Annotated in this window: 16 protein-coding genes; 14 read left to right on the forward strand and 2 right to left on the reverse strand. The window is 44.9% G+C overall.

The window, feature by feature from the left end:
* Positions 1-261 precede the first annotated feature (261 nt).
* From hcaE to ACPUEY_RS02350, 9 genes are all read left to right on the forward strand, one after another.
* Positions 262-1,629: a 3-phenylpropionate/cinnamic acid dioxygenase subunit alpha gene (hcaE, locus tag ACPUEY_RS02310; protein ID WP_131272884.1), complete on the forward strand. Its 1,368-nt coding sequence runs from the start codon at positions 262-264 to the stop codon at positions 1,627-1,629.
* The gene (gene hcaF, locus ACPUEY_RS02315; protein ID WP_076752997.1) at positions 1,626-2,144 is read left to right on the forward strand and encodes a 3-phenylpropionate/cinnamic acid dioxygenase subunit beta; all 519 of its coding nucleotides are present in this window, start codon (positions 1,626-1,628) and stop codon (positions 2,142-2,144) included. The genes hcaE and hcaF overlap by 4 nt, the downstream gene beginning before the upstream one ends.
* Positions 2,144-2,470, forward strand: a complete 327-nt coding sequence (gene hcaC, locus ACPUEY_RS02320) for a 3-phenylpropionate/cinnamic acid dioxygenase ferredoxin subunit (protein WP_076752998.1) — start codon at positions 2,144-2,146, stop codon at positions 2,468-2,470. The genes hcaF and hcaC overlap by 1 nt, the downstream gene beginning before the upstream one ends.
* Before the next feature lie 2 nt (positions 2,471-2,472).
* On the forward strand, positions 2,473-3,288 hold the full coding sequence (gene hcaB, locus ACPUEY_RS02325; protein WP_076752999.1) for a 3-phenylpropionate-dihydrodiol/cinnamic acid-dihydrodiol dehydrogenase: 816 nt from the start codon (positions 2,473-2,475) through the stop codon (positions 3,286-3,288).
* Between the two features lie 70 nt (positions 3,289-3,358).
* Positions 3,359-4,321: a 3-carboxyethylcatechol 2,3-dioxygenase gene (locus ACPUEY_RS02330; protein ID WP_261181219.1), complete on the forward strand. Its 963-nt coding sequence runs from the start codon at positions 3,359-3,361 to the stop codon at positions 4,319-4,321.
* Positions 4,322-4,332: 11 nt separating this feature from the next.
* Entirely contained in the window at positions 4,333-5,565 is a 1,233-nt protein-coding gene (gene hcaD, locus ACPUEY_RS02335) for a 3-phenylpropionate/cinnamic acid dioxygenase ferredoxin--NAD(+) reductase subunit (RefSeq protein ID WP_131272882.1), read from the forward strand.
* A gap of 325 nt (positions 5,566-5,890) precedes the next feature.
* Complete coding sequence (locus ACPUEY_RS02340) at positions 5,891-6,802, forward strand: DMT family transporter (protein ID WP_425121009.1); 912 nt, start codon at positions 5,891-5,893, stop codon at positions 6,800-6,802.
* 658 nt (positions 6,803-7,460) lie between these two features.
* Positions 7,461-8,399 (forward strand): cation diffusion facilitator family transporter, encoded by a 939-nt coding sequence (locus ACPUEY_RS02345; RefSeq protein ID WP_261181221.1) that lies wholly within the window; start codon positions 7,461-7,463, stop codon positions 8,397-8,399.
* Positions 8,400-8,474: 75 nt separating this feature from the next.
* Entirely contained in the window at positions 8,475-9,530 is a 1,056-nt protein-coding gene (locus ACPUEY_RS02350; RefSeq protein ID WP_131272879.1) for an MBL fold metallo-hydrolase, read from the forward strand.
* 5 nt (positions 9,531-9,535) lie between these two features.
* Here the strand turns inward: ACPUEY_RS02350 and ACPUEY_RS02355 are convergent, their stop codons facing one another.
* Entirely contained in the window at positions 9,536-9,937 is a 402-nt protein-coding gene (locus ACPUEY_RS02355; RefSeq protein WP_425121010.1) for a DoxX-like family protein, read from the reverse strand.
* Positions 9,938-10,306: 369 nt separating this feature from the next.
* Here ACPUEY_RS02355 and katG point away from each other — a divergent pair, with 369 nt between their 5' ends.
* Both katG and ACPUEY_RS02365 read left to right on the forward strand, forming a co-directional pair.
* Complete coding sequence (katG, locus tag ACPUEY_RS02360) at positions 10,307-12,499, forward strand: catalase/peroxidase HPI (protein ID WP_425121011.1); 2,193 nt, start codon at positions 10,307-10,309, stop codon at positions 12,497-12,499.
* A gap of 223 nt (positions 12,500-12,722) precedes the next feature.
* A complete protein-coding gene (locus ACPUEY_RS02365; RefSeq protein WP_092819087.1) occupies positions 12,723-13,160 on the forward strand; it encodes a hypothetical protein in 438 nt (145 codons plus the stop codon).
* Between the two features lie 180 nt (positions 13,161-13,340).
* Here the strand turns inward: ACPUEY_RS02365 and ACPUEY_RS02370 are convergent, their stop codons facing one another.
* Positions 13,341-13,961, reverse strand: coding sequence for a TetR/AcrR family transcriptional regulator (locus ACPUEY_RS02370; RefSeq protein ID WP_425121012.1), 621 nt, complete (start codon positions 13,959-13,961; stop codon positions 13,341-13,343).
* A gap of 94 nt (positions 13,962-14,055) precedes the next feature.
* Here ACPUEY_RS02370 and ACPUEY_RS02375 point away from each other — a divergent pair, with 94 nt between their 5' ends.
* The 3 genes from ACPUEY_RS02375 to ACPUEY_RS02385 all read left to right on the forward strand — a co-directional run bounded on the left by ACPUEY_RS02375 (position 14,056) and on the right by ACPUEY_RS02385 (position 16,788).
* Positions 14,056-15,735 carry an acyl-CoA dehydrogenase family protein gene (locus ACPUEY_RS02375; protein WP_425121013.1) on the forward strand — a complete coding sequence of 560 codons (1,680 nt, stop codon included), beginning with the start codon at positions 14,056-14,058 and terminating at the stop codon, positions 15,733-15,735.
* A 319-nt stretch (positions 15,736-16,054) separates the two neighbouring features.
* Complete coding sequence (locus ACPUEY_RS02380) at positions 16,055-16,435, forward strand: YkvA family protein (RefSeq protein WP_425121015.1); 381 nt, start codon at positions 16,055-16,057, stop codon at positions 16,433-16,435.
* 161 nt (positions 16,436-16,596) lie between these two features.
* The gene (locus ACPUEY_RS02385) at positions 16,597-16,788 is read left to right on the forward strand and encodes a DUF7230 family protein (RefSeq protein ID WP_261181228.1); all 192 of its coding nucleotides are present in this window, start codon (positions 16,597-16,599) and stop codon (positions 16,786-16,788) included.
* Positions 16,789-16,790: the final 2 nt, after the last annotated feature.

The following is a 16,790-nucleotide window of genomic DNA, read 5'->3' on the forward strand; positions in this document are numbered from 1 at the left end:
TCCAAAAAATGTCTTACTATATTTTTGTAGCAGTATAATCTATAAACAACTATTAGGTGAAGATTATTCTGCCATTTAGAAAATAAATGATCTTGCATTTTTTATTAGTGTTTAAATATATAAAGCTAAATTTTAAATAATTCATAAAATATCTTAATTAAAACAAAAAAAATATTTCCCCAAAACTGGCTAAAAATCCATTATCGCTGAAAAGTTGAGTCTATTTACTTTGTGCCGTTACTGGTCACAGGAGAGCTTTTCATGAGTGGAAAAATTGATGTGCGCGAAATCGACGCTTTAGTCGATGCACAAAATGGACGTATCTCACCGTCAATCTATACAGACCCAGATCTATATGAATTAGAACTTGAACGTGTGTTCGGTCGTACCTGGTTATTCCTTTGCCATGAAAGCCAAATTCCTAAGGCTGGTGACTTCTTCAATACCTACATGGGTGAAGATCCAATTATTGTGGCACGTCAAAAAGACGGCTCAATCAAAGCATTTTTAAACCAGTGCCGTCACCGTTCTATGCGTGTGAGCTTCGCAGACTGTGGTAATACCCGTGCGTTCACTTGCCCATACCACGGCTGGTCTTACGGTATTGACGGTTCTTTAAAAGACATCCCGCTTGAAGAGCGTGCTTTCCCGCATGGCGCATGCAAAGAGCAATGGGGTCTGGTTGAAGTGAACCGTGTGAAGTCTTACAAAGGCTTAGTCTTCGGATGCTGGGATGAAACCACTCCAGATCTGGAAGAATACATGGGTGATATCGCCTGGTATCTCGATGGCGTATTAGACCGTCGTCCGGGTGGTACTGAAATTATCGGTGGTGTACACAAGTGGGAAATCGAGTGTAACTGGAAATTTGCAGCTGAACAGTTCGCATCTGACCAATATCACGCATTGTTCTCTCATGCCTCTGCGATTCAAGTATTGGGTGCAAAACCTGATGACGAATCATCTAAAAAATTAGGTGCTGCGCAAACAGCCCGTCCTGTATGGGAAACTGCGAAAGACGCGATCCAGTACGGTTCACGTGGTCACGGTTCAGGTTTCTTCTTCACAGAAAAACCAGATGCGAACGTTTGGGTTGACGGTGAAGTTGCCAACTATTTCCGTGAAACTTACGAAGAAGTGAAAGAGCGTTTAGGCGAAGTTCGTGCTTTACGTCTTGCGGGTCACAACACCATGTTCCCAACATTGTCTTGGTTGAACGGTACTGCAACACTTCGCGTATGGCACCCACGTGGTCCAAACAAAACTGAAGTTTGGGCATTCTGTATTGCCGATGCTGAAGCGTCTCAGGAAGTGAAAGAAGCATTTGAACGTTCTGCAACGCGTGCCTTCGGTCCTGCCGGTTTCCTGGAGCAAGATGACTCTGAGAACTGGATCGAAATCCAAAAAGTATTACGTGGTTATAAAGCTCGTAAGAATGCCTTGATCATGGAAATGGGTAAAGGCAACGAGAAAGTTCGTGAAGATGGTATTCCGGGTATTACCAACTACATTTTCTCTGAAACTGCAGCACGTGGCATGTACCGCCGTTGGGCAGATTTATTGATCCATGAAAAATGGGAAGACGTGGAAAAAGCAGCTGACGAATACGAGAAGGAGCTTATGAAATGAGTCAGATCAGTTTAGAACTTCAACATCAAATTAGTCAGTTCCTCTATCGTGAAGCAAAGCTGCTTGACGACTGGAAATTCCGCGATTGGTTAGACGTATTGGCAGAAGATATTTCTTATACCTTGCGTACCACACCGAACGCTCAAACTCGTGACCGTCGTCGTTCGATCGAGCCACCAACAACTTGGGTATTTAACGATACCAAAGACCTGCTGGAACGCCGTGTTGCCCGTCTTGAGACAGGTATGGCATGGGCTGAAGAACCTCCTTCACGTACCACTCACATGGTGTCTAACATCATCGTTGAGGCAACGGAAGTTGAAGGTGAATACGACGTTTACGTAACGTACTTGTTGTACCGTACACAGAAAGAGAAAGATGTCACCATCTACTGTGGCAAGCGTCACGACAAGATCCGCAAAGTCGATACTGCTCAAGGTTTCCAGATCTTCAACCGTAAGATTACCCTTGATCAGGTGACTTATAACTCACATAACCTGAGTGTGTTCTTCTAATGAATAAGATTTTTGTTTGCCAAGTTGACGAATTAGACGAAGGCGAAGCGTTGAAAGTAGATTGCGGCGTAAACGGTATCGAAGCGCTTGCAGTCTTCAACAATGGCGGTGAGTTCTTCGCAATGAACGACCGTTGTTCACATGGTAACGCTTCTATGTCAGAAGGTTATCTTGAAGATGACGGTACTGTAGAGTGCCCGCTTCATTCAGCGCGTTTCTGTTTGAAAACTGGTCAAGCATTATGTTTACCAGCAACTGATCCAATCCAGACTTTCCCGGTGATTGTTGAAGATGGTCAGTTATTTGTAGAAATGGCAGGAGAGTAATCATGGGTTGGCTACAAGGCGAAGTTGCACTCATCACTGGTGGTGGTTCAGGCTTAGGCTGGGCACTGGTTGAACGTTTCCTGGAAGAAGGTGCACAAGTTGCGGTTCTTCAACGTTCACAGTCAAAAGTTGATGCTTTGAAAGAACATTTCGGTGACCGCGTGCTTGCGATCGCAGGTGATGTGGCCAGCTATGAAGACAACGTCCGTGCTGTAAACGCAACAGTTGAGCGCTTCGGCAAGCTTGACTGTTTCGTTGGCAATGCCGGTATCTGGGATCATTATGCAGATATCGTCAATACATCGGGTGAGCAACTGGAAAAAGCCTTTGATGAAATCATGGGCATTAATACCAAGTCACTCATCTTGGGTGCTAAAGCTGCGCTGGATGCATTGATCGCTTCTGAAGGTTCTATCATATTTACTTTGTCTAATTCTGCACTGTACTCGGCAGGCGGAGGCCCCGTGTATACAGCATCTAAGCATGCAGGGGTCGGCATTATGAAAGAACTGGCTTACGAACTTGCGCCTAAAGTACGAGTGAACGCTGTTGCACCGTCAGGTATGAATGTGAATATCAAAGGTGCGGCATCATTGGGTCAGGAAAATCTTGGCCTGCTGGATGCCCGTGATCCTGAGAAAATTGCACGTGGTATGCCACTGAACTTCTTGCCTGAACCGGAAGACATGACGGGTTCATACGTGCTCTTGGCATCTCGTCAAAACAACCGTCCTTTGACCGGTGTGTTAATTAACGCTGAATGTGGTCTGGGTATTCGTGGTTTACGTCAACCACGTGCAGGTTTCTTTGACGAATAAAATTCAGTCTGAAATGTAATGGACTTACTCGGTAGCCTGTTCTGGGCTACCTTCCGTTCTGGAGTCTCTCATGGCCGTTAAACTTATTTGTGCGTCGCACAGCCCATTAATGGAATTCGCTTCACCGCAAGAAAAGCATAAAGAACAAGCCGTTCGTGAAGCTTTTGCCAAACTTGCCAAAGAAGTTGAAGACTATAATCCAACGTTAATCATTACTTTTGGTCCAGACCATTTTAATGGCTTCTTCTATGACCTGATGCCAAGCTTCTGCGTGGGTATTCGTGCCAAAGCAGCAGGGGACTGGGATTACGGTAAAGACAATGACCACATTAATGTGCCTGAAGAAACAGCCCTTAATCTAGTGCGTCGTGTGTTGGATGAAGGTGTGGATGTTGCGTACTCATATCGTATGCAAGCCGATCATGGCGTGACTCAGCCATTGCATTTCCTGTGTGGCTGTCAGCTCGATCGTTATCCAACCATTCCGGTTTTCATCAATGGTGCGGCTACACCAATGCCAACGACTAAACGTACAGTGGCTTTGGGCCGTGCGGTAGGTCAGTTCATCAAGTCATTGAACCTGGAAAATGAACGTGTACTGGTACTGGGTACGGGTGGTCTGTCACATGATCCACCAACACCGCAAATGGGTTCGGTTCCTCCTGAAGTTGAAGAATTCCTGATTGCAGGTCGTAACCCGTCTGAAGAGTCGCGCCAGAACCGTCAGGCAAAAATTATCGCAGTGGGTCAAAAATTGGCTGCAGGTGATAAATCTGTTGCAGTGCCGTTGAACCCTGAGTGGGATCGTGCATTGCTTGAAACTTTCAAGAAAGCAGACTTTGCGGCCATTGAAGCGATGACGGAAGCTGAAATTCGTGTCGAGGGTGGCCGTGGTGGTCAGGAAGTCCGTTCCTGGATGGCTGCTTTTGCTGCATTACATGAAGTCGGTGAGTATGAAATGACAACTCATTGCTACGAAGATATTAGTGAGTGGATTGCGGGCTTCGGCATCGTATCTGCAGAATTGAAATAAGGATTAAACCCATGAGCCAAAATGCTATCGAAACCATCGTTATCGTCGGTGCTGGTCAAGCTGGTGCTAGCGCCATTTTAGAACTCCGTGCCAACAAATACGAAGGCAAAATCATTTTGGTGGGTGATGAAACACATCTGCCTTATGAGCGTCCGCCTTTGTCTAAAGACGTGATCTTAAAGCCAGAGGAAACCAAAATCGAAATTCTGTCAGAACAAAAACTGGCAGATTTGGGTGTGGAAACCATTCGTGGCAATGGCGTGGTGAAAATCAATGCCGAGGCGAAAACGGTTGAGCTTCAAAATGGTGACCTTGTTGCTTATGACAAGTTGCTTCTTGCAACCGGTGGTGCAGCGCGCCGTTTACCGAACTTCGATGCTTTGGGCAAACACGTTTATACCCTGCGTAACCTTGAAGATTCTCAAGCGCTGGTTCCTGTGCTGCAACCGGGCCGTCGTTTGATTCTGATCGGTGGTGGTGTGATCGGTCTTGAGCTGGCATCATCGGCACGTTACAAAGACTGCCAGGTGACTGTGATTGAAATGGGTCCTATGGTCATGGGCCGTTGTTCACCACGTATCCTGAGCGAATTCCTGCTTGAGCAGCATCGTCAAAATGGTGTGGATGTACGTCTTGAAACCAAGATTGCAGACTGCAAGTTAGACGGTGAAGAAGTGGTTGTGACTCTTGAAGGTGGCGAAGAACTTCGTGCCGACGCGGTGGTGTACGGTATCGGAATTGTGCCAAATGCACAGCTTGCAGTGGATGCCGGTCTGGACGTGGATGTTGCGATTCAGGTCAATGAAAACTGCCAGACTTCAAATGCTGACATTTATGCGGCAGGTGACGTTGCGACCCAGCTTCGTGAAGATGGCCAACACCGTCGTGTTGAAACCTGGGAAAATGCCAACCTTCAGGCAGGCATCTTCGCACGTCACGTGATGGGTGTAGAGCATCCGAAAGCAAATCCGGCCTGGTTCTGGACCGATCAGCTCAATATCAACTTCCAGTTTGTGGGCGATATGGCTGCAGCTGAATGGCATATTCGCGGTGAAATGGATGCAGCCAAAGGCGCAGAAAATTCATTCGTCATGTACGGTGTGACCGATGGTCAAATCGTTGCCGGTATTACGGTCAATGCCGCGAAAGAAATGCGTCATTTGAAAAAAATGATCAGCAAAAATACCGCTTTTGAGGCAGAAAAACATCTTGATTTAAGCCTTGATTTACGCAAAGTTGCTTAAGTTTTATTGAGATATTTCTGGACAGACCTATGCTTGCATAGGTCTGTTTTTTTATGTTTGTTTTGGGCGTTGATGAACACCCCCGCACTTTGTGGGATGGATTTGGATGGGCTTTGCGTAGGGGATGTCTTACTTTTGAAGGATGAGCCATACATGGCGCAAGGTGACAAAAATCTTTTACTGATATTGAGCAGTATACTTCGCAAGATGTCCATATACCCCAGATCAGCGGTTGACCTCCCTGTCGCCTTTGGCATAGTGCCTATAATGGGAAATAAGCAGTTGGCAGTCTTATCCATTACTACAAAATCAAATTGAGCAATTTATGAATTCAAATTCATCTCCCATGCTGGTGACGGCAAGTATTTACGCTTTATTGGTATTTATCTGGGCCACTACGCCACTGGCAATTGTCTGGAGCGTGCAGGAAGTTCATCCAATGTGGGTACTGATCATCCGCTATTTTGGCGCGTCGGTCATTGCCCTGTTCCTGTTAAAGCTGATGCGTGACCCGCTGCCTTTTGATTCGACTTCTTTAAAAAGTTATGTGGCGGGCAGCCTTAATTTAATTGGTGCGCAGCTGTTTATCTATCTGGCCGCCAATTATCTGACTTCAGGGCTAATGGCACTGATCTTCGGTTTTTCACCGCTGATTGCAGGCCTGATCGGCCATGTGATTTTAAAAACCCAAAGGCTGATCTGGCTGCAATGGTTGGGTATGGCGATTGCGGTTTCCGGCCTGACTTTTGTCTTTGCCGATTCTGCCGACAGTAAAATCAATCCGCTTGGTGTGGTGCTGATGCTGATTAGCATGGTGTCTTATATCAGCTCGATTTTCTGGGTCAAACAGATTAATGCTCCACTCAAACCAATGTCCCAGGCGACCGGTTCACTCATTGTATCTGCATTGGGTTCGCTGCTGATCATTCCGTTTATCTGGCAGCATTTTCCAACGGCTATGCCTGGCGGACGGGCGATGATTGGTTTTATCTTTACCATGATCATGTCTTCCATTGTGGCCATGCTGTGTTATTTCTGGCTGATCAAGCGTTTGAATGCCTCGACCGTGTCCTTGAGTAATGTCATGACGCCGGTGATTGCCCTGGTTTTGGGTGCCACCTTGAATAATGAACATATCAGTCCGAATGCCTTTTTCGGGATTGTGGTGGTGATGTTCGGGATTGTGATGTATTTCTGGAAAGAATGGCGCCAGCAGTATTTTTCTAAACTGCGTTAATACAACAGGATAAAAAGGAAGTTTAAGCCTCTGCTGTTCCATAATTTAATTTAAGTAAACTTTGGATTGACGAATGTGGCAGGGATGCCACATGTTACCCACCATAACATGGATGTTATGTGTGGGTAACAAAGGCTTTTGCTTACTTTTGGCCTGTCAAAAGTAAGACATCGCCTACACAAATACATTTCGATTTTATTGAAAAATTGTGGCTGTGAAAGACTTTAACTTATCTATTCTATGAAATTTTAAGCTTTCTCATCAGTAAAGAATTAAAGAAAATAACGAATACTGGATTAACAAACAAATATCTACAAACAAACTTCATGAAAATTCATTTATATGATTCTAATTCGAAATTAACCGTTTTCAGCAAAATAAAAGCCCTTAACAGAACTATGGGACAGTACTGAGTTTAGGCTTCCTTTTTAGGAGCTTGCAATCTGCGTAAATCGTACAAATGCATCATATTTCACCACAGCGTTTCACATGGAACATTTATATACGCACTGGCGAAATAATCAGCAGTCGCGCTAAAAACAACAAAACAATAAACCACCACCACAACCACATTCAGTACTATGCAAAGAGCTATAAAAATCAAATAGATCTATTTGATAACAATAACGCTTAACAAAAACACTCGGGACAAATTTGAATGTCTGATTCGAATAAGATTGTGGTCTATGCAGCACTGGCAGGTAATCTGGCGATTGCGCTGGTCAAGTTTGTGGCGGCCTATATCACCAACAGTTCGGCCATGCTCAGTGAAGCTGTGCACTCGGTGGTGGACACCCTGAATGAAATTCTGCTGCTCTATGGCATGAAAAAATCCCAGCAGCCGGCAAACTACAGGCATCCTTTTGGTTATGGCCGTGAGCTGTATTTTTGGGCCTTTATTGTGGCGCTGATGGTGTTTGCACTGGGTGCAGTGGTGTCGATTTATCAGGGCATACAGCATGTGCTGCATCCTGAAGAAATGCTGAATCCCACCATCAATTATATTGTGTTAATCATCGCCATCTTGTGTGAAGGCACCTCCTGGCTGGTGGCCTTAAAAGCATTCCGCAAGGTGAAAGGCAAGCAAGGTTATTTCGAGGCTTTTCGACACAGCAAAGACCCCACCACCTTTACCGTACTGTTTGAAGATACTGCCGCGTTATGTGGTCTGCTGATTGCCCTGATCGGGATCTATCTGGCCCATGCCTTGAATATTCCTGAACTGGATGGCGTGGCTTCAATCCTGATAGGGATAGTATTGGCAATTTCTGCCATTTTATTGGCCCGTGAAACCAAGGGATTATTGATGGGTGAAACGGCCGATCCAAAATTGCGTAATGACATCTTGTTGATTGCGCAGGGAGATGAGGCGGTACAGTCGGCCAATGGTGTGCTGACCGAACAGATGGGCGCGCATCAGGTGCTTGCTTCCTTAAGTCTGGAATTTGAAGACAATTTGAGTTCGGATGACATCGAAGCCTGTGTCAACAGAATTGAAGCGAAAATCAAACAGATTCATCCGGAAATTGTGGCATTGTTTATCAAACCGCAAACTAAACAGGTGTGGTTGGAACGTATGCAAGGACGTTTGGAATAAAACGTGATATATATGGCGCAGCATTCAGAATATCGGATTCTGAAGGTTGAGGTCACACTAAGAAATTGAATGGACATGAAGCAGAAGCCTGAGCAATTACACTTTCAACTCCCGACCAAATCATGCTGGTCACATACCTGGCGTCAGCCTTCATTCAAGTTTATGTATTCGAATCATCATAACGGTGATCGATTCTTCAATGCCTTGCCCAGTCCAGCAGGACGTGGACGGGCCGAGCTGATCAAATGGCTGCTCACCCGCAAGTCATCGACCTGGAATGTCGATATCAACAAAGAACATGCCGAATTCCATGCCAGCAAACGCGCCATTCCCCAGAACCGTCCCAACGCCAGTATGGACGACTGGCAAGTGTGGTTTGTGGGCCATGCAACGGTACTGTTGCAGATCGGACCTTATAATTTATTAACCGATCCGGTCTGGTGCGAATATGCCGGCCCTGCACCGGGCAAAGGTGCCAAGCGGGTGATTCCTGCGGGCATTGCTCTGGAAGAATTGCCGACCATTCATGCAGTATTGCTCAGCCATAACCATTATGACCATATGGACCTGGCCAGCTTGCAGTGGCTGCATGAGAAATTTGCCATGCCAATTTATACCGGGCTGGGCAACGCGTGGTATTTGCCGAAAAGTTTTTATGTGCTGGAAATGGACTGGTGGCAATCGTCTTTATTGCATGAGTTAAAAATTATTTATACGCCGGCACAGCATTTTTCAGGTCGCGGCTTACGTGATCAAAACCGGGCACTCTGGGGCGGTTTTTCAGTGCTGCATGGCAAAGATCACTGTTTCTTTGCCGGAGATACTGGCTATTCACCGCATTTTAAAGAGATTCAAAACCGTTTGGGAGCACCGCGTGTCGCGCTGTTGCCAATAGGGGCGTATGAACCGCGCGAGCTGATGGGCTATACACACATGAATCCGCAAGAGGCTTTCCAGGCGCATCAGGATTTGCATTCCAAATGTTCGCTGGCCATTCATTACCGAACCTTTCAACTGACCGATGAACGTCGGGAACAACCGGAAATTGATTTAAAGATTGCCATGAAAAATACCTCCAAATTGATGACACCGTTTATCTGTGTACGGGAAGGACGGCGTCTGGTGGTTTGATTTTTTTAAGCTTGCTGTTTGCTCACATTTAAAAGTTGAATGGCAAGCATTGAAAGAACGAGCATGGCGATATTCATCACGACCGGGTTAAACGCCGTGCTGAGTTGCATAGGATCGGTGAGGGCAATCAGCCCTAATAATCCGGCTAAACCCATAATATTCAGCTGATGCAAAATGACGGCTCTTTGCCAAAGCAGAAAACTACAGCCAAATGCCATTTCAATCACGCCCGACAGGCTAACCGCCATTTTTGCCAGAGGGAGTTCTAAGCCCATGCTCTGCCAGATGGCGATTTCTGCATGAGATTGAAACAGGATTTTGGGTATCAATCCCTGATAAATCCAAAGAACAGCAAGGGTGATTTGAATCAGTCGAAGCGGTTTTTCCAAGACGGGCTTATGATTCACGAATGGCAGGTTCCAGAAAAGGCAATCTGTTCTCAGCAGTAGCGATCCTGCCTGATCAACATGCTGGAGGATTCTTGCTTGTTATGGCCTCAATATAGCACATTATTTTTAATCAGAAATATGGTCCAAAATCTCAAATCCTGATGGTCTTTATCGCGAATTGATAATGCAGTTCTAAAAATTCCACTTCTGGTTGTGAAGGTTGATTAATCCTGTTTTTATTCCTGTTTTAGAATAGGCTTTTTCGATTGTTTTCATTCATATAACTTGCTTTCTATTGTCATAAAAAACAGCTATTTTGAAGATGAGTTAGAAATTTTTAACGGTTCATCACAATGATGGTTTTGTGATTAGATTTGGAGCTTAGCTATGAATAATGACACACAAGCTGCAGGAAAATGTCCTTTTCACCAATCCGGTACGGATCACCGCGCTGCCCGCTCAAACCGGGATTGGTGGCCGAATGCGCTCAATCTCGACATTCTTGCTCAACACGACAAAAAAACCAATCCGCTAGATCCCGATTTCGATTATACCAAGGCATTCAATTCACTGGACCTGGAAGCAGTGAAACAGGATTTACGCGAACTGATTAACAGCAGCCAGGACTGGTGGCCATCGGACTATGGCAGCTATATTGGCATGTTCGTGCGCACGGCCTGGCACCTGGCCGGTTCTTACCGTAAGCAGGACGGTCGCGGTGGTGCCAATACCGGTAACCAGCGTTTTGCGCCACTCAACAGCTGGCCAGATAACGTCAACACCGATAAAGGCCGCCGTCTGCTTTGGCCGATTAAACGTAAATACGGCAATAAAATTTCCTGGGGCGATCTGATCATCCTGGCCGGTACAGTGGCGTATGAAGAAGCCGGCCTGAAAACCTTTGGTTTTGGCGGTGGCCGTGAAGATATCTGGCATCCTGAAAAAGATATCAATTGGGGTGCTGAAGAGAAATGGCTGGATGCCACCAAAAACCGTTATGAAAATGACCAGGACCGTAAGTCATTGGACAATGCGCTTGCTGCGGTGCAGATGGGCCTGATTTACGTCAACCCTGAAGGTGTGGATGGTGTACAGGATCCGCTGCGTACTGCACAGGATATGCGCGTGACCTTCGACCGCATGGGCATGAATGACGAAGAAACGGTGGCATTGACGGCAGGTGGTCACACCATTGGTAAAGCGCACGGTAACGGCAAGGCTGAATTGCTGGGTAAAGATGTTGAAGGTGCGGATGTCGAATTCCAGGGCCTAGGCTGGCATAACCCTGAAGGTACGGGCAATGGCGCCAATACCATGGTCAGTGGCCTGGAAGGGGCATGGACCACGCATCCAACCAAATGGGACAATGAATTCTTCTATTTATTGTTCACCTATGAGTGGGAAAAAACCATCAGCCCGGCAGGTGCGAAACAATGGGAACCGATCAACATCAAAGAGGAAGACAAACCTGTTGATGCTCACAACCCAAATGTGCGCCGTAACCCGATGATGACCGATGCCGATATGGCGCTGAAAGTCGATCCGGAATACCGTAAAATTGCAGAGCGTTTCTACAAAGACCCTGCGTACTTCTCGGAAGTGTTTGCTCGTGCCTGGTTCAAGCTGACGCACCGTGACATGGGACCAAAATCGCGTTATTTAGGTGCCGATGTGCCGAATGAAGAGCTGATCTGGCAAGACCCGATTCCATCGGTGAACTATGTGCTGTCTGAAGCTGAAATTGAAGAGCTTAAAGCGAAACTGTTAAACAGCGGTTTAAGCACTGCCGAGTTAATCAGCACCGCATGGGACAGCGCGCGTACTTTCCGTGGTTCGGACTTCCGTGGCGGTGCGAACGGTGCGCGTATCCGTCTCGCTCCGCAAAAAGACTGGGTCGGTAACGAACCTGAACGTCTGGCGAAAGTATTGGCGAAACTTGAAGAAATTCAGTCCGGTCTGGAGAAGAAAGTCAGCATTGCCGACCTGATTGTACTGGGCGGTACGGCTGCGGTGGAAAAAGCGGCGCAGGCTGCGGGTGTGGACATTCAAGTTCCATTCACACCGGGACGAGGGGATGCCACCCAAGAGCAAACCGATGTCTATTCATTTGAAGACTTGTTGCCAAAACACGACGGTTTCCGTAACTGGCTAAAAGAAGACTACACTGCACAACCTGAAGAATTGCTGTTAGACCGTGCTCAGTTACTGGGTTTAACTGCCCCTGAAATGACGGTACTGATTGGAGGTATGCGTGTACTCGGTACTAACTATGCTGGTGCGAAAGAAGGCGTGTTCACAGACCGTGAAGGCGTGTTGAGTAATGATTTCTTTGTGAACCTGACCGACATGGCATACAACTGGAAACCGGTCGGCAAAAACCGTTATGAGATTGTAGACCGTGCAACGGGCGCAGCGAAATGGACGGCAACACGTGTGGACCTGGTGTTTGGTTCGAACTCGATTCTGCGTTCTTATGCAGAAGTGTATGCGCAAGATGACAACAAAGAAAAATTCGTAAAGGACTTTGTTGCCGCTTGGACTAAAGTGATGAATGCAGACCGTTTTGATGTGAAGAAATAATTTGCATTGAGATGTAAAAACCGCCTTGAGAGGCGGTTTTTTAATGAACGTAGAAATGTCATGTAAAAAGCTGAATTTCTACTCACTTAGCTTTTTATAGATTTTAAAATATTGATCTTATTTAACTTATATTGAATTTCGTATAAGGTGTATTATGTTAATTTTAGAATAAGTTAAAGACTTTCTAATAACTATGGATTTAAAAAGTTTAAACAATTTCATAATGTCATTTGATCAATTTCCAATACATTGGAGATTTGACGATGATTCTTATAATCAGCTTAATCAGATACATTTAGATCAAATAAAGCCTATGACTCCACAGGCTTCAAATTTCCTTTGGAATTATAGTTCTGAAATTACTAAAAACTTGATAGAAAAAAAGAATTTTAATTGTTTTAGAGAAATTAATGCCGAAGATAAAACAATAAAAAAATGGTTATTTCATACAGGGTTAGCTTTTCAAAAAGATATTTATGTCGTTTGGCAACCTGATATTGCTGTTAGTACTAACTGGAAAATTTTCGTAAAGTTTTTCGATGATTTTTATTACTCTTCTGATGAGATATCAATTTTTGATAATAGCCTAAATTGGGGACTATACATTCATCATAGAAGAGTAGTTTTTGGTTCTAATATCCATGATGAGTATCCCATTTAACATAATGGCCGTTATACGAAATTAAATTTAAATAATATTTTAATATCAACATGTTAAGACAAAATAAAAAGTTAAAAGATCAGCAGAATCCCGGCTTGGAAACAAGTCGGTTTTTTTGTGAGCGATTTTGATGTGTTTTGTCAATTAAAAACGGATATTTAACTTCAAAAAAGGACATTTTTAATTAAAAATTATATTGGCAAAAGTTTGAATAATGTCCTCCTCTAAAATTTTCCATTCCCCAAACTCAGGCTCTACCAACAACGTCTGCGACACAAAGCCATAACATACCCGCTGCACATTTAAACTCATGCGTTTCAGCTGTTCAGCATCCTGAATAAATGGCACAAGAATGCTTTGCCACATCTGCACCATCATCTCATAACTCTTGCGATAACTCTCAATATTGGAAATCTGCCGTTCCAGCAAAAAAGTCTGTGCCCATAAAAACTGCTGTGCCTGAATCTGCTTAAGCTGAAAGTGAATCACCTGTTTTAAATAATCATCCAGAGCCATATCTGTGGATAACTTGATCAGGCTTTGTGCATAAGTTTTTAAATTCTCGGCATTGTTTTTCACATGTTGGTGAATGGTCAGCGCAATCAAATCTTCCTTTTTGGAAAAATATTCATAAAACGTACCCAAACCCACACCGGCCAAATCGGTAATCTCCCGAATGGTAATGTCATGTGCAGCACGCTCATGCAAAAGCCGAACAAAACTGTCCTGCAAGGCTTCCTGAGTCAGCTTGGCCCGTGACTGGCGTGGCTTACGCCGTACCTGTATCTGTGGATTTTTCATAAAAAATTAGACTCAATAAAGCCGAACATGCTGTGGCGAATTTTTCTCTATACTGGAATGAAAAGCCCAGAACAACAAGCAGGAAATATAGACGATGAATACATCGAACCAGTTATTGAATCAGACATGGATGACCCATCAAATCAGCAACCAGTTTGATGAACTGCAAGATTACAATTTATTTTCATCCGATACGGTTTTACATGAAATATTGAAGCGTTATGGCAGCCATGACCAAGCAACCTTGTGTGATATGGGCAAAGTGGTGGGATCAGCCGAATATTATCAATATGCCGATTTAGCCAATAAGCACACGCCCATTCTGCATGCCTTCGATGCTCGTGGCCGCCGTAAAGATTACATCGAGTTTCATCCTGCCTGGCACAAGTGGATGGCTTTAAACCGCAAATTCGACAGCCATGCCCATCCATTTAACCATGCGGCATCATCTTCGAAATGGGTGGCATGGGCAGCGCGTTTTTACTTAAGCGGACAGGTCGAATGCGGCAGTCTGTGTCCAACATCGATGACACTTGGCAGCATTCCCTTAATGCAGCGTGAACCTGAACTGTGGGCCAAAATTGGCGAAAAATTATTATCCACCGAATACGATGAACGTGACCTGCCGATTGCCCAGAAGAAATCGATCTGGCTGGGTATGGGCATGACTGAAAAGCAGGGCGGTTCCGATGTGCGGGCCAATGAAACCCTAGCTGTTCCTGTCGCTGAATCAGGCCGGGGTAAGGCCTATTTACTGACCGGGCATAAATGGTTTTTCTCCGCGCCGATGTGTGATGCTCATCTGGTCGTCGCGAAAACCGAGCAGGATGGCTTGGCCTGTTTCTTTGTGCCGCGCTGGCTGGAAGATGGCACAAAAAATAATATTCATGTGCAGCGACTAAAAGAAAAAGTCGGCAACCGCAGTAATTCCAGTTCCGAAGTCGAATTTAAAGAGGCCTGGGGCATCATGATGGGTGAGGCAGGGCGTGGTATTCCGACCATTATTGAAATGGCCAATTACACCCGCCTGACCTGTTCTGTGGGCAGTACCGCCATGCTGCGTCAGGCTTTAGTGCAATGTATTGCCTATACCCGTCAACGCAAAGCCTTTGGCAAACATTTAGCCGAACAGCCGTTGATGCAAGCAGTACTCGCGGATTTAGCCCTGGAAACCGAAGCCGCGATGCATTTAAGTTTTCATCTGGCGCATTGTTATGAAACTGACGATGCCCTGTCTTTGACATGGAAAAGAATCATGACCCCGGCTTCCAAGTTCTGGATCTGCAAGCGTGCTGTTGAATTGACTGGCGAGATGATGGAGGTGTTTGGCGGCAATGGCTATGTCGATAACGGCATCATGGCGCGTATTTTTAAAGAAGCCCCGGTGAATACCATTTGGGAAGGGTCGGGCAATGTCATGTGCCTCGATGTATTGCGTGCAATCAGTCGTGAACCTGAATCGATTGAGCTATTGTTTAAAGATCTGGCATCAACTGCATTAGAAGATGAAACCTTGAAAAATGAATTACAAAGCCTGTTCAAACTGTTGCAGCAATCTGCTGATGACTTGCAGTTTATGGGGCGTAGTCTGGTCAGCCGTCTGGTCATTTTGGCTCAAGCTGTTTTATTGAAACGTTATGCACCGGACTATGTGGCGGATGCTTTTATTCAAACGCGCTATAGCGAATTTCATGGCCGAGTGGTAGGTATGCTTGCTGCGCAGCAGGTTGATGTGGAACGGGTACTGGAAAGGGCGTTGGCTAAAGAAAAATAATTTCGCGACGAAAGCTCCTTCTCTCGCGCCATATATGGCTCAGGGAGAAGGAGGGATGAGAAGGGATAAAAATATGAATCAAAGAACCTCTCCTTTGTATACTCAAAATATTTGAGGATGTTTGATCTTTTAAAGGAGAGAGGGAGTTTTCATTTCGAGTTCAGGATTCACTGATAAATTCGGCAGATATCTTTTGATTTTTCCCTAATTTTACTTTGCTAACACTTACATAAAAATAAGGTTGAAGCTGCAAAATTTATATTCATTTAAGAAAACCTATTTAAGATGTCATTCTGAAATTTTGATTTTCCTTACCTGTATGTATCAAAAAATTAAACAATGGGCCAAAACCATCAAAAAAGATGTTCTGGTGGTTTGGCTGGTGGCTAAAGACCAGCGCACACCTGTCTGGATCAAAATACTGGCGCTGATTATTGCGGCATATGCGCTATCGCCGATTGACCTGATTCCCGATTTTATTCCAGTGCTGGGCTATCTGGATGATATTATTATTGTGCCCTTGGGGCTGTTATTGGTGATCAAGCTGACACCACAAGAAATTCTAGACGATTGCAGGATTCGTGCCTCGCTATTGGCAGAACGGCCTGTCAACCGTTGGGCGGCAGGGGTGATTATTTTAATCTGGCTGCTTTTTTTGGCCTATTTGGCCATGCATTTTTTGAAGATGCAGAAATTGTAATAAACGGGTAGGTAAAGACTGAAATATAAGATTAAGTATTTGAAATAATTAAATTTTATATAAAACGTATCTCACTGCAAAAACCGCTTGAATTCTGTACAAAAAAGCGTAATATCAGCTTACTGTCCAATCCGGATGGTGCATGAAAACAGGTGAGTAAAATGGCAAAGAAAAAAGCAGTGCCAGAAGTGGTGATTCACAACTTTGTGGCAAAACATATGCATGAGGTCAACAAAAGCCAGGTCTTTGTAGACCGCAAGAAAAATGCAAAACGTGGCTATGACAAGCACAAAAAAGGGAGATACTCAAATGATTATCTCCCTTTTTCTTGCACGGTATTTGCTGTGCTATAACC

Origin of the sequence: Acinetobacter sp. G11 (assembly GCF_049808495.1) — a bacterium.
GTDB classification, from domain to species: domain Bacteria; phylum Pseudomonadota; class Gammaproteobacteria; order Pseudomonadales; family Moraxellaceae; genus Acinetobacter; species Acinetobacter kookii.

What these genes read in the sequence shown, in the direction of transcription:
- ACPUEY_RS02330 (WP_261181219.1), top strand. Translation starts at nt 3,359, where the DNA reads ATGGCCGTTAAACTTATTTGTGCGTCGCACAGCCCATTAATGGAATTC.
- hcaC (WP_076752998.1), top strand. Translation starts at nt 2,144, where the DNA reads ATGAATAAGATTTTTGTTTGCCAAGTTGACGAATTAGACGAAGGCGAA.
- hcaF (WP_076752997.1), top strand. Translation starts at nt 1,626, where the DNA reads ATGAGTCAGATCAGTTTAGAACTTCAACATCAAATTAGTCAGTTCCTC.
- ACPUEY_RS02370 (WP_425121012.1), bottom strand. Translation starts at nt 13,961, where the DNA reads ATGAAAAATCCACAGATACAGGTACGGCGTAAGCCACGCCAGTCACGG.
- hcaD (WP_131272882.1), top strand. Translation starts at nt 4,333, where the DNA reads ATGAGCCAAAATGCTATCGAAACCATCGTTATCGTCGGTGCTGGTCAA.
- hcaE (WP_131272884.1), top strand. Translation starts at nt 262, where the DNA reads ATGAGTGGAAAAATTGATGTGCGCGAAATCGACGCTTTAGTCGATGCA.
- ACPUEY_RS02340 (WP_425121009.1), top strand. Translation starts at nt 5,891, where the DNA reads ATGAATTCAAATTCATCTCCCATGCTGGTGACGGCAAGTATTTACGCT.
- ACPUEY_RS02375 (WP_425121013.1), top strand. Translation starts at nt 14,056, where the DNA reads ATGAATACATCGAACCAGTTATTGAATCAGACATGGATGACCCATCAA.
- ACPUEY_RS02345 (WP_261181221.1), top strand. Translation starts at nt 7,461, where the DNA reads ATGTCTGATTCGAATAAGATTGTGGTCTATGCAGCACTGGCAGGTAAT.
- katG (WP_425121011.1), top strand. Translation starts at nt 10,307, where the DNA reads ATGAATAATGACACACAAGCTGCAGGAAAATGTCCTTTTCACCAATCC.
- ACPUEY_RS02380 (WP_425121015.1), top strand. Translation starts at nt 16,055, where the DNA reads ATGTATCAAAAAATTAAACAATGGGCCAAAACCATCAAAAAAGATGTT.
- hcaB (WP_076752999.1), top strand. Translation starts at nt 2,473, where the DNA reads ATGGGTTGGCTACAAGGCGAAGTTGCACTCATCACTGGTGGTGGTTCA.
- ACPUEY_RS02365 (WP_092819087.1), top strand. Translation starts at nt 12,723, where the DNA reads ATGTCATTTGATCAATTTCCAATACATTGGAGATTTGACGATGATTCT.
- ACPUEY_RS02350 (WP_131272879.1), top strand. Translation starts at nt 8,475, where the DNA reads ATGAAGCAGAAGCCTGAGCAATTACACTTTCAACTCCCGACCAAATCA.
- ACPUEY_RS02385 (WP_261181228.1), top strand. Translation starts at nt 16,597, where the DNA reads ATGGCAAAGAAAAAAGCAGTGCCAGAAGTGGTGATTCACAACTTTGTG.